The sequence below is a fragment of the Vibrio proteolyticus NBRC 13287 genome (assembly GCF_000467125.1).
GTDB lineage: Bacteria > Pseudomonadota > Gammaproteobacteria > Enterobacterales > Vibrionaceae > Vibrio > Vibrio proteolyticus.
Genome location: NZ_BATJ01000035.1, coordinates 1 through 11,603, shown reverse-complemented (window position 1 = coordinate 11,603; position 11,603 = coordinate 1). Strand labels below are relative to the sequence as shown.

The following is an 11,603-nucleotide window of genomic DNA, read 5'->3' as shown; positions in this document are numbered from 1 at the left end:
CAATTAAGGGGTGAACAACGCCTCCACCCACCCTAACGCATTGTGCCATAAACACTTAATTTGAAGTAGAAGCAAAAGCGCCAAGCGTTGTGAATCCCTCTTAAATTGCTTGTTAGGTGAAAAACTACCAAATTACAGGTAATTACCTGCTTTTTCATAAGCTTCCACCTCTATTGGTGATTCCCGATAGCCAAAGATTGCTAGTTGCAACAAATACGTTTTAGTAAACTCATCAAGACCTAACTCTTCCACTTGCTTTACATGAATTAACTCATGTGAAAGAAGCAATTTATCACCCTTTGCTTTAGTGGAAATCCAAACTCCATAGCCAAATGTATTGCCTGTAAAATATGGAGAATCAAGGCCCAACCTTTGCATCTGAAATAAAAGTGACTCGTTTTCAGGTAAAGGCAATTTATCCGCATAGTAAACACGCACTTTCTCTGGGTGTTTAATGCCAATCCTACGTGCTATTTCGAGATATTGAGGCAACAAAGGTTCACCTTGAGTTAAAGCTATTTCTTCATTTTTTCTTACGTACTTGATGGATAAAGGTAAATAAGCCTCTATTTGCTCTACCAAGTGACCGGGAGGATTTGCATAGACCTCAGATTTATCTTGGCAGCCCAGAGTTGAAACAATCGAAACCACTAACATTAAGGATTTTAAAACGGTCTTCATATTTTGAGTGAACTCCTTTTCACCTAACGCCGCGTTAAGTAGTGAGCAACGCTACCACCTAACCTAAACCATTACACCGTAAACACTTAAGTTGAATTGAACCTAAAATGCCACGCGTTGCGAATCTGCCTTAAACGCTTTGTTATATTTTTATTCCACTTTTTTCTGAGAACCAACATATCGATTTAGACCAATACCCTTAATATTAGAACGTCCCTTGTCTGAACGAAAAAATGGACCAGCACCAAAATCAAAGACAAACTCATTGTTTGGTTTAATTTTCAGCTCACCTACATTTGCGCGTTGCATCAGTCTACGAAGAAGGCGCTTTTCTCGCTTGGTTGGTTCTTCACGTTCGCTACGATCATATTTATTAACCCAGTCTTCTTCGAAGAACTTTTCAATTTCTGGGTATATAAGAACGAAAGCAGGTCTAACTCCATCAAACTCACAAAAGGTGTAAGTATATGATTGCATAACACAATCGAGAAGTTTTTTAACACTTTCCTTACTTTGGGAATCTTTGATTTCAATGCCAACAGCTTCAACATCGAAACCTAAATCAATAGCTTTTTGCTTAGGTCTGAGTAGTAGATCTAATCTCAAAGGGCGCTCGTCAAGTGGCCAACTACCAAGAACTTCTTCTTTAACTTCGAAATATTCGCTTAGGAAGTTTTTTAGATAGTTGCGAGCTTTATCTTCTCTTTCTTGACTCATAGTTCCCTCAAAAATATAACGCCCGCTTAAGGGGCAGACAACGCTACTACCAAGTTTCCGCATAACACCGTAACCACATAAACCAACGCACAGTAAAAATGCCACGCGTTGGCTGTCCCTCTTGAAGCGTTTGTTAGCACACAAACTTAGACTATTTATGCAGAATAACCTTATCCACTAAGTAACGTTTTAATACACCTTTTGCAGAAATAACCCGACGAGCATGGAGTTCTATTTTTCCACCATCCTGCCCATCTTGGGCATAATGCATCGACCACGTAATTTTACGTCGAAGAGATGACGAAGCTCCATCTGGAATTTTGAATGAGACTGTATGCCCTTTGTCATCTTCATAAAAGCGTCCAATCCCAGATAAAATATTGTACTTGGTTGCATTACCAACAATTCCCGTGACTAGAGTATCGTCAGTTTTAATAGAAACACTTTTTAGTGTTTCAGCGTTCATACGCAATACTTCACCGACTCTAGGACGTGATACAGAAATGGTCATATTAGGACAATTCTTAATTGGTCGGTGCGCTTCTTCGAGTGCTGATTCAAGAACTTCTTCCATATCACCAATGAAAGGCTCAACACGCTCACCCAATTTTTTAACAATTGGAGTTTCTGGCTCATGAGCCATATCTAGCGTTTTTGACCATGTCCATTTGAGCATATCCCAAAAAGCAGCTGCAACTACGCTAACCCCTATCGCTTCTTTGTTTTCAATAACTAAGGTTAAAATCTGTTCGTAGCTACCCTTCTGAGGAGGGCTAACATAAATCTTTGCACCTGACGCCCTGTTACCTTTCCTCTTCACATCACCGTCATTCAATAGTGCATGAGTTGTGATAGCAATAGCACGTGCAAAACCATGTAACGACATAGATGCATCGTACATGTCCAACCTATGAAGATCTGCATCACCACCGTTGTAAGACAACTTAATTTGTATTTGCTTCATTGGCACTCTTATTATTCAGTATCATATTAGGAAGCATTATATGCCTCGAACTGCAAAAACCATGCAACTTTAAGGCATTTAGTTGCATAAATGAGATAAGCCGCAATAAAAGAACCACTTCACATGTTGGTAGATTTTGTGTGCTAACGCCGCGTTAAGTAGTGAGCAACGCTGCCACCTAAGCTAAACCATTGTGCTGTAAACACAAAAGCTGAATCAAACTGAAAATGCCACGCGTTGCGAATCTGCCTTAAACGCTTTGTTATGTACGTTTCACCGCGACCACGGAATATGTATGCCAATGCTTCATTTTACCCAATGAAGTTTTCGCTTTTTCATCACGTTCAAAGAACCTGACTATTTCAAAATCTGAGAATAAAGCCTTTACTTCTGATTCCGATAGCGGTGTTGTAGGACTACGATAGTTGTGAGCCCAACTGTCTTTGAAACCCATGAAGTCACCAGCAAACACCCCACCGATTTCAATTGAAGATTTAATGTTGATCCAAGTCGATTCAAATTGGTTTGGGTCAGCGAAGAACAAACTGGAATTTGCGATAACTACACCAGATTTTGGATAGTCGAACGACTCAAACGAAGACTCTGCAATATCCACTAATGGCTTTGACCCAAATCTGTCTCTGCAAATAGCGACCGAATCAGGATTAATATCGAAGCCATGAACTTGAAAACCCTGTTGCTCTAGGTATTCGATATCACTGCCTGTTCCACAACCACAGTCAGTAGCTACTTTGAGGTTTGACTCATTTAGTTGCGCTGCAAATTCAGTGCGTTTTGAATGTGGGCGAGACAGTGCCTTTTCGTAGTACTGCCGCCAAATTTCAGCATTTTCATCCATAAATTTCTGATTTTCCATAAAAGTACATAACGCCGCGTTAAGGGGTGAACAACGCGATGCCACCCAAGTTAAACCATTGTGCCATAAACACAAAAGCTAAACTTTGAACCAAAACTGCCATGCGTTGAGAATCCCTCTTGAACGCTTTGTTATGTGCGTACTAAAGTTGTGCGTACAATCTCAGCATATCTTTGTGTTGAATACCATTTTCATAGATTGGCTCTGGATAATTCAGTAAAAAGTGATCTTTGACGATTGAGTCAACCCTAAAGCCAAGACGCTGATAATAAGTCAGTTGATAACCAAAGGTACCTGTACCCAGTTCAACACGAGAGATTCCCTTACTCGATAACTGAGACAGAACTGACTTAAGCAATTCAGAACCAACACCTTGACCTTGTAACTTTGGATATACAGAGACATTGAATATCTCAGCAAGGCTATTGGTTTGTGGCTTCACTATGCAAGCGGCTAAAACACGCCCATTGTCTAGTGCAGCAAAGCACCATGAATCGGATAAATATGAAGAAACACTCGCTTCAGAAGGATCAGCTTCAAGCAGCAAATCTAGCGGAATCTGGCTACTTTTGACTTCGATATATTGCATTTCCCCTCCAAGCACATAACGCCGCGTTAAGGCGTGACGTAATGCGTGCCATACTGTGAGCGAAGCGAAACTGGCACGCGTTGCGGAATCGCTCTTAAACGCTTTGTTATAAACTTAGCCAGCGGTATATGTCGTGCTTTGTTATTTCTCCTAACGCAATTAATGCTAAGCTGACGAAAGCAAATACATAAATTTTTTGCTTCCACATTAGGTAAAGACTGCCCCATAATCCTTTGTGCCTAGAGAAGTAACGAGCTGCGTATATCCTGAACATTTTTTGCTTTGACACAATGTGTAATGTAATTATTATCAAAAACAATCTTGCAAATGGGGCTGGTTGTTCAAATTGTAATGATGTAGCGGCTAAAGCGATTGCAAATAGTCCAATCACATCGTTTACATATGTAAAGTAAGCTTCTGCTAAATGCTCTTCTTCGTCAGGGTGGATCACTTATTTTTCCTTGTTTATAACGCCCAATTAAGGGGTGAACAACGCCACCACCCAACCTAACGCATTGTGCCATAAACACTAAATTTGAAGTAGAAGCAAAAGTGCCAAGCGTTGTGAATCCCTCTTAAATTGCTTGTTATGTTTGTGCTTGCAGTATTGTGATCAAATCAAACACAGTTGTCACAATCAAAGTTAAAGCAAGTACACACAACATGTTGCGCTGTATTTTATTGGACTCTGCCGAATACTCGAAACCTTTTAACGTCAACACCTCTTTAACGCTGGCGTTGATATTACGTTGCTTCTGCTCTTGTTCCTCAATCCAGTGTCGAACTAAATACCAATTTTTTGACTCTGGTCTGCCATGTTTGTGATTTAGCCATTGAACTTTAACTTTCTCCAAACCGCGATTTTCTAGAGCTAAAAAGTAAGAATCATTGCTACTCATGCCACTCTCCTTATATCGGACACGACATTCTTATAGCAACAATCGAGAATCCGCTAAAGCTATTATTTCCACAAAAAACATAACGCCGCATTAAGGTGTGAGCAACGCTAACACCAAGCCTAAACCATTGTACCGTAAACACGAAACCCAACCTTGAACTGAAAATGCCAAGCGTTGGGAATCACTCTTAAATGCTTTGTTATGTGCGTGGGTTACATGGCGCAGTTATTTTTTACACGAGTGTAAGCCTCTGCCAAGCCATTATTGTATGCTGTAACCTCTGTAAACCCATGATTCGCATGACTATAGGCTTCCAGTTTAATTGCGTCTTCTTCAAGTAAAATTCGCTCAATGTAAGAGTCTACTTTTAATGAAACACCGGTGTGACCAATAGATCTAGACTTATACTGCTTACCCTCTGAGTACGGGAAAGAAACAGTAACCGTAATTTCTTCGCCATCAGCTGCATAAATATTTTTTTCATTACTAAAGCTCGCATAAACACCATTTGAAATGCAGTTTAAACGCAGCCCCGTCCAATGGTCTTGTGCTACCTTATGCGATCCAAAGGTAGTCGACTTGTAATCCCGGACAGGCATAGCCTTTGGAGCGTCCCCACCAGAGCTTTTCCAATAAGTTGAAGAAAAACCATCATTTACATCTGGTATGCCATGATAGCGAATTCCTCTAGATGAGCTTACCACTTCAGGATCAACAGTTTTTTCAATGTGGTTGCCTTTAAATTTAACAACACCTACATCAGATAACGTGTACTTTTTATCAAAAAGTAACTGACCATCCTCTGAATAAATATACCCTAGGTAATAGTATTCAGTACCGTTGTATGACTTTTTAGCCTCTACCTCTTTGAAGACAATAGTTTCACCCTCTTTGAGTTCGCTTCTTATTCCTTTGAATGAAGCTTCTTTCCAGACCTTATGCTTAGAATTTTCTAATTCACTACTCAAGTCAACTAACTGGATGGATGGCTGAGAAGTATTTGATGTAGTTGTTGATTGACAACCAGCCAATAACCCTAGTACAGCTAGCGAAACAATGGCATTTAATTTCACAAAATATACCTTACAGTGTTTTTTTGGTAGGTTACTACATGAGGATTAAAATAGAAATTGTGTAAAGCACATAACGCCGCGTTAAGGGGTGCAGGCACGCAATACAAAGCCACCGCATAACGCCTTAGACACAAAGCCTAACGCATATTAAAAATGCCACGCGTGCCAAATCCCTCTTAAACGCTTTGTTATACGATTAATTTACAATCGCAGGATCTTTGTATTTGCGTACAAAGATGTAATTTGGTGTCCCACACCAAATAATTGGTTTTCCCTCACCTTCGCCACTGAAATAACAGTTACCCGCGACTAAAACATGAGCTCCCAAAAGATCCTCTAAATCGTCGACCTCGAAAAGTTTTTTAAAATCATCTGCAATATCTTCAAATATTGCAACTGAGGCAGACATATACTCAGAGCTAGAATTTAGCCAAATTTTTCCATCACTGGATTCTCGTGCAGATGCTATTGGTCCCCAGTAAAAATTAGTTTTACCATGATGTAAATCTTTCTCAATTTGATTAAATCCAAAGACAATATCTTTAACGTGACCACTAAGCATTATTTCTTCGTTATTTCGATAGAAAATTATATTGCTTTCAGAATTTCGAAAATCTTTACTTTTAACCAAACGATGAAGTATTCGTCTAAGGGTAAATTGCTGCGCAGAACGTCGATTCTTATCTTTTAGAACATAACGCTTCCCCCCTTCTCCTAAGCCAGGCAATGGAGGCTTAGATACCTCTGCAACATCAATAGCACCGCCTTGCTCTTGGTCTAAACGTACAATAATTGTGTCATCACTCTCTACCTCGCCCTCAACTTCCGTAGCATCATCGCGATGTTCGTCTGATGAAATGTATTGCACTTTTAAATCACATTCTGGGTCATGATGAGCGCAGAAATGAGCTGGATGCCCATGACGACTCTCTCTTCTATACCACGCAAACTCGCCGCATTCAGTACAAACGAGGCTACGTCTTTTTATTTCAAGCAAACTCGACTCGAGTTCGCTAAATTTCGAAATTTCCCAAGTTTTTCCGTCTTGAGTACATTTTGCATATTGCATCAATTACTCCTAATCTAACGAATCGTATAACGCCCAATTAAGGGGTGAGCAACGCTACCACCCAACCTAAAGCATTGTACCGTAACCACTAAAACTGAAGTAGAAGCGAAAATGCCAAGCGTTGGGAATCCCTCTTAAATTGTTTGTTAGTACGCTGTTCCAAAACCTTTTGGTTTGCACCAAGATGTTGAAATATAGCACGAAAACATTGGCTTAAAACGCTGTAGTCAAACGGACAACGGCCAAACTAGAACCCAGTCTCAAAACGCAAGTTGGCGAGAAGAAAAACACGACAAGTTAACCAGTTTTAACTGCTTTCAAATTAGCAAAGGATTCGGTCACCAAACGCTGACAACCACGTCAAAGAACCGAATTTGAGGCTAAAAACCAACCACACAAAAGAAGCCGCGCCCACGAAATAGCCAAAAAGTTAGAAATCGTAAACGGTGAAATCTAAGCGAACACTCCGCATATAGTGCCACCGGAAAGAACGTGAAAGGCACATTTGAACCAGTGTAAAGCCAAGACACGAAACAGATAAACACCTAAATTTTGACCTTTGGTGCCAACCCCGTACTAACGCCGCATTAAGGTGTGAGTAACGCGACCACGAAAGTCAACCATACCACTGTAATCACTGAACCCAAAGACGAAGCAAAAATGCCAAGCGTTAGGAATCACTCTTAAATGCTTTGTTAGGCTTTTTGTAGATGACGCCGTAGGTTTTTGTAATATATTTTAGTAAGTTACCATAATTTTCATTGATGTGTTCTTCGATATTTTCTGCCGTTATGGCTAATGAATTTTCAACACTTTTAGCTACCATTGGATTTTCCCAGTTCATATGTGAGCTACCCAAAGTCATAGCGAATGCTTGCATTCTGTCATGTTGCCAAACAATGTAATTACATGCGTTAATACAATCTTCGAAACCAATCGGTTGATGAAGTTGGATGCGAACAAGCAAAGATTTTATACGACTCGAATTCTGACCACATGGCTCAAGAGCCGCAATTAACTGTTTTGATAAGTCATTGCCAAACTCATTTATTACATAAACGACCTCAGGATGAGGGAGTGACTTGTCTAGTTCAATGTAGTCTTTATGTGACTCAAACCGAATATGGCTAAATTTCACAATCTGTGCAGGTACTACAGAATGACGAATAAATTCATTTACTTCAGTAATTAACTCATCAAACAAAGCGTTTACTTGCGCTGATTTTTGCTGAATTTTCCATGAAGAAAGAGCACAATAAGCAACAACAACAGTAAGTAGCCCCGAACCAGCTTGTACGATCCCACTCCAGTCCCATTTTGAAATCACCAACCAGATATCTTGCATATTTCTCCTAAAGCCTAACGCCCAATTAAGGGGTGAACAACGCCTCCACCCAAACCTAAAACATTGTGCCATAAACACTAAATTTGAAGTAGAAGCAAAAATGCCAAGCGTTGTGAATCCCTCTTAAATTGCTTGTTATGAGTATGACTCAAATGGTGTGAGGTCTATACCCTCGATGTCGCAAACCGCTTTAATCGTTGGGTTCAAACAAAGACGCTTTAAATACTCTGCTAGGTGTTTGAACTCAAGCGGTGAGTGTTCAATTGGTAACGACCATTCTGCAAGCATAAACAAGAAGTAATCACATGCGGTTAAGGTGTCCCCCAACAAGTATTCATGATGCTCTAACTGGTCGTTGATGATTGACAGTGCATCAGCAATTCTTTCGTCCTGCGCCGCTATTACATTTGGAATGGTAGCTTCATCGTTGGTGTGGCGATGAGGGTAATAGCGAACCATAAGTTCAGCTTGCAGCGTATTATTGAGAAACGCGAGCCATTGATAAAACAAAGGACGAGTCGGCTCACCTAACGATGGCATTAAATCGGATTCAGGGTGCAATTCGCAGATGTGCATACAGATAGCTGGACTTTCGAAAATTGGCTGATCATTAACAACTAAGGTCGGTATGCGCCCTGCTGGGTTGAGCCTAAGATAATCCGCTGATTTTTGAGAGTTCGATTTTTTATCAACTAACAACAACTCATAGTCTGCTTTTAAATGGTGAAGCAAAAAATGAGGAGCTAGGCTCGCGTTGTTTGGATAGTAATAAAGTTTGAACAAAATTGACTCCTTGTCTCTAAAATTGCGGATACTCATAACGCCGCATTAAGGTGTGAGCGACGCTTGGCTATACTTGAGCGAAGCGAAAGCGCCAAGCGTTGCGAATCACTCTTAAATGCTTTGTTATGTGAAAACTCACCTGTTGCTAGAGCATATTCCAAATAACAGACAGTACTAACCAGCCAACAATACCTAAAATAGCCAAACCAAATGCAACACGAGCAAAATTACTTAACTTTGAAGCCAAATAGCCCGAAGGAATTGCCGCAATCAATACCAAAGTAAAACGGACACCTTTCGCGAGTTCAAAGCCTGACAGCCAAACATTTACAAAATACCCCGTTACAATAGCCCCGATCAAAAACAAACCAAGTTTCCAGTTACCTGAAACATGCTGTTCATACTCATCTTCTGACAAATACTTGTCACCTACTTTATACCTAGCCATAAACCATCCTTGTTATTGATATGCAACATAGATAATATCCAAATCGTCAAAGCAGTCTGTGATCTTAAACTGTTTTTTGAAGGCGCTTTCACATAACGCCGCATTAAGGTGTGAACAACGCGACCACGAAGCTCAACCATACCATCGTAAACACTGAACTCAACGATGGAATGAAGAATGCCAAGCGTTGAGAATCACTCTTAAATGCTTTGTTATGTATGTTTTAAAGTAACCCAATTAGACCAGAAAGACCTGCACCCACAACACTTGCAACAGTGCTATTTTCTAACAAGGACTTAAGAATACTTTTTGCTTCTTCATCGTCAGATTGAGCTACTTTTTCTACCAACTCCTGAACGTTAATGTTGGTTACTTGGCTATTGTGATTACCGACTTGAACTTGCTTACTGTTGATCGAACCGATATTAATTTGTGGCATTGCTGGCTCCTGAATTTCTGTTTGCATGATCAATTTGTCTCCGAGAATCACTATATGACCACCTGCACCGATAGTGATACCGAGGGCTTTGAGGTCACTTCTGCCATCCATATTCGAAATAAGTCTCTTTGTACTTAAATATCTAAGATGAGTTTCAAATTTTCTATCAATGCGACCATTGCCATCTTCTATCTGAACACCTAGTGACATTAATTCTTCAAGGTATTCCTTTAAATTCGGAACTGCGCTGTCAGACAAAGGCTTCAACAATAGATCTAAATACTCTTGCTCAATTTTCATTTTTACCTCGAAATACATAACGCCGTGTTAAGTGGTGAGCAACGCCCCCACTTCACTTAATAAAACCACCTTAATCACTGAACTAAAATTTGCAACTAAAACTGCCGAGCGTTGAGAATCCAGCTTGAACACATTGTTAATAAAGTACTTTCCACGCGCTCTAGACTCAAAAAACGCACCTGACTTAACACCAATAACCAACTAGATTTTTACTGGCTACTGCCCCACGATAGTTTCCACAAACGAGGATTCAGCAAGTGGCTAACTTGACTGGTTGAAAACGGGCCACCCACTGAAGTTCCGGTCAGATAATTGCCACAACGATGTACGAATGAAAGCGAAAATGGGGGTTGGCATATTAGCGCTTTCGATGATTTCAAATGGCATTTTCAGCAAAGAACAGACAAAAATAATAGCGAATGACTTTACCATTTTGAGCCGTCAAACCGATAACCAACACAGAACCATTTGCCATAAAAACCATTCGTTAACAGTAGCTTATTAACGCCGCGTTAAGTGGTGAACAACGCGACCACCAAACCTAAGCCATTGTGCCGTAAACACTAAAGCTGATTCAAACTAAAACTGCCAAGCGTTGTGAATCCGTCTTAAACGCTTTGTTATAAGTAATTTCTAAGCAAAATACCCTAGCTCTTCGCCCTTTATTTCAGATGCTAAGATGATTTCATTTGCTTTTTGATGGAGATAACGAAGGGTATTTACGACCGGATAGCCTTTAACTACACTGATGTCGCCAAAACAGATGTCGAAACTAAGCCTAATGTCATAAGTTGTATTTGCGGAGGAATCTACTACGCAAAGAATAGCTTCATTGTTGGCCGTATCCCATCTAGGTGGAAAAGCCATTTCATGACAAAGACCGTCACATTTAAAATTTTGCATCATGTGTTGTCCACCCAGACCATGGCCAACAGGTACGACTGAGCGATGCTTATTGCAGTTTGCGATTTCATTTAGTGCCCATAATACATCGTCACCACCAATGAATGGCCTAAATCCCCAAAAAACATCGAAGATTTCTTGTGGTATATCCTTACAATTTCCTTTTCTAACGTTACTTTCTTCTGTGTCTGCTTTAGCAAAAGGAAAGTATGTCTTTCTCGGATTAGTTTTACCCTGAGCTAATGCTGCAGCAAAACCCACATGGTCAAGTGATGAACGAATATCAGATGCAATATGCCTCGCTTTACTCCGGAATTGTCCTGGTATTTCTTGAGTTAACTTTATTTTATGGGTATCTGCCCTAGTCTTGCTATTGTGCTCAACTATCGTCTTATAGGGCTTCGACATGAAAAACTTAGAAATGTCCTTTTCTAGCTCAATAATTAATGAACTAGCGTCTGCTAGCATTTCTTTTGCACTGTTTAGATTTTCACCCATAGTATTTCCTTTCGCTTA

The 11,603-nt window shown here is 40.2% G+C and carries 14 protein-coding genes; all 14 read right to left on the bottom strand.

Translation table 11 applies throughout. The annotated features are described in order from the left end of the window. Positions 1 to 132: 132 nt before the first annotated feature. The 14 genes from VPR01S_RS21670 to VPR01S_RS21605 all read right to left on the bottom strand — a co-directional run bounded on the left by VPR01S_RS21670 (position 133) and on the right by VPR01S_RS21605 (position 11,585). Positions 133 to 681: a hypothetical protein gene (locus VPR01S_RS21670; RefSeq protein WP_021707501.1), complete on the bottom strand. Its 549-nt coding sequence runs from the start codon at positions 679 to 681 to the stop codon at positions 133 to 135. Positions 682 to 831: 150 nt separating this feature from the next. Beyond that, entirely contained in the window at positions 832 to 1,503 is a 672-nt protein-coding gene (locus tag VPR01S_RS21665; RefSeq protein ID WP_345605727.1) for a hypothetical protein, read from the bottom strand. A gap of 46 nt (positions 1,504 to 1,549) precedes the next feature. Beyond that, positions 1,550 to 2,362 carry a DUF7946 domain-containing protein gene (locus tag VPR01S_RS21660; protein ID WP_021707499.1) on the bottom strand — a complete coding sequence of 271 codons (813 nt, stop codon included), beginning with the start codon at positions 2,360 to 2,362 and terminating at the stop codon, positions 1,550 to 1,552. Between the two features lie 262 nt (positions 2,363 to 2,624). After that, positions 2,625 to 3,221, bottom strand: a complete 597-nt coding sequence (locus tag VPR01S_RS21655) for a class I SAM-dependent methyltransferase (RefSeq protein ID WP_021707498.1) — start codon at positions 3,219 to 3,221, stop codon at positions 2,625 to 2,627. 160 nt (positions 3,222 to 3,381) lie between these two features. After that, positions 3,382 to 3,828: a GNAT family N-acetyltransferase gene (locus VPR01S_RS21650; RefSeq protein WP_021707497.1), complete on the bottom strand. Its 447-nt coding sequence runs from the start codon at positions 3,826 to 3,828 to the stop codon at positions 3,382 to 3,384. A gap of 106 nt (positions 3,829 to 3,934) precedes the next feature. Further along, entirely contained in the window at positions 3,935 to 4,279 is a 345-nt protein-coding gene (locus tag VPR01S_RS21645; RefSeq protein ID WP_021705400.1) for a hypothetical protein, read from the bottom strand. A 136-nt stretch (positions 4,280 to 4,415) separates the two neighbouring features. After that, positions 4,416 to 4,727, bottom strand: a complete 312-nt coding sequence (locus VPR01S_RS21640; protein ID WP_021707496.1) for a hypothetical protein — start codon at positions 4,725 to 4,727, stop codon at positions 4,416 to 4,418. Positions 4,728 to 4,939: 212 nt separating this feature from the next. After that, the gene (locus tag VPR01S_RS21635) at positions 4,940 to 5,800 is read right to left on the bottom strand and encodes a hypothetical protein (protein WP_021707495.1); all 861 of its coding nucleotides are present in this window, start codon (positions 5,798 to 5,800) and stop codon (positions 4,940 to 4,942) included. 196 nt (positions 5,801 to 5,996) lie between these two features. Beyond that, positions 5,997 to 6,869 (bottom strand): hypothetical protein, encoded by an 873-nt coding sequence (locus VPR01S_RS21630; RefSeq protein ID WP_021707494.1) that lies wholly within the window; start codon positions 6,867 to 6,869, stop codon positions 5,997 to 5,999. Positions 6,870 to 7,539: 670 nt separating this feature from the next. Then, positions 7,540 to 8,214, bottom strand: coding sequence for a hypothetical protein (locus tag VPR01S_RS21625; protein ID WP_021707493.1), 675 nt, complete (start codon positions 8,212 to 8,214; stop codon positions 7,540 to 7,542). Positions 8,215 to 8,349: 135 nt separating this feature from the next. Beyond that, positions 8,350 to 8,997, bottom strand: coding sequence for a glutathione S-transferase family protein (locus VPR01S_RS21620; protein WP_021707492.1), 648 nt, complete (start codon positions 8,995 to 8,997; stop codon positions 8,350 to 8,352). Between the two features lie 145 nt (positions 8,998 to 9,142). After that, positions 9,143 to 9,445 carry a hypothetical protein gene (locus VPR01S_RS21615; RefSeq protein ID WP_021707491.1) on the bottom strand — a complete coding sequence of 101 codons (303 nt, stop codon included), beginning with the start codon at positions 9,443 to 9,445 and terminating at the stop codon, positions 9,143 to 9,145. Positions 9,446 to 9,668: 223 nt separating this feature from the next. Beyond that, entirely contained in the window at positions 9,669 to 10,184 is a 516-nt protein-coding gene (locus VPR01S_RS21610; protein WP_040903336.1) for a hypothetical protein, read from the bottom strand. A 633-nt stretch (positions 10,185 to 10,817) separates the two neighbouring features. Next, entirely contained in the window at positions 10,818 to 11,585 is a 768-nt protein-coding gene (locus VPR01S_RS21605; RefSeq protein ID WP_021707489.1) for a hypothetical protein, read from the bottom strand. Between the last annotated feature and the right edge of the window lie 18 nt (positions 11,586 to 11,603).

What these genes read in the sequence shown, in the direction of transcription:
- VPR01S_RS21670 (WP_021707501.1), bottom strand. Translation starts at nt 681, where the DNA reads ATGAAGACCGTTTTAAAATCCTTAATGTTAGTGGTTTCGATTGTTTCA.
- VPR01S_RS21660 (WP_021707499.1), bottom strand. Translation starts at nt 2,362, where the DNA reads ATGAAGCAAATACAAATTAAGTTGTCTTACAACGGTGGTGATGCAGAT.
- VPR01S_RS21655 (WP_021707498.1), bottom strand. Translation starts at nt 3,221, where the DNA reads ATGGATGAAAATGCTGAAATTTGGCGGCAGTACTACGAAAAGGCACTG.
- VPR01S_RS21650 (WP_021707497.1), bottom strand. Translation starts at nt 3,828, where the DNA reads ATGCAATATATCGAAGTCAAAAGTAGCCAGATTCCGCTAGATTTGCTG.
- VPR01S_RS21640 (WP_021707496.1), bottom strand. Translation starts at nt 4,727, where the DNA reads ATGAGTAGCAATGATTCTTACTTTTTAGCTCTAGAAAATCGCGGTTTG.
- VPR01S_RS21630 (WP_021707494.1), bottom strand. Translation starts at nt 6,869, where the DNA reads ATGCAATATGCAAAATGTACTCAAGACGGAAAAACTTGGGAAATTTCG.
- VPR01S_RS21625 (WP_021707493.1), bottom strand. Translation starts at nt 8,214, where the DNA reads ATGCAAGATATCTGGTTGGTGATTTCAAAATGGGACTGGAGTGGGATC.
- VPR01S_RS21615 (WP_021707491.1), bottom strand. Translation starts at nt 9,445, where the DNA reads ATGGCTAGGTATAAAGTAGGTGACAAGTATTTGTCAGAAGATGAGTAT.
- VPR01S_RS21610 (WP_040903336.1), bottom strand. Translation starts at nt 10,184, where the DNA reads ATGAAAATTGAGCAAGAGTATTTAGATCTATTGTTGAAGCCTTTGTCT.
- VPR01S_RS21605 (WP_021707489.1), bottom strand. Translation starts at nt 11,585, where the DNA reads ATGGGTGAAAATCTAAACAGTGCAAAAGAAATGCTAGCAGACGCTAGT.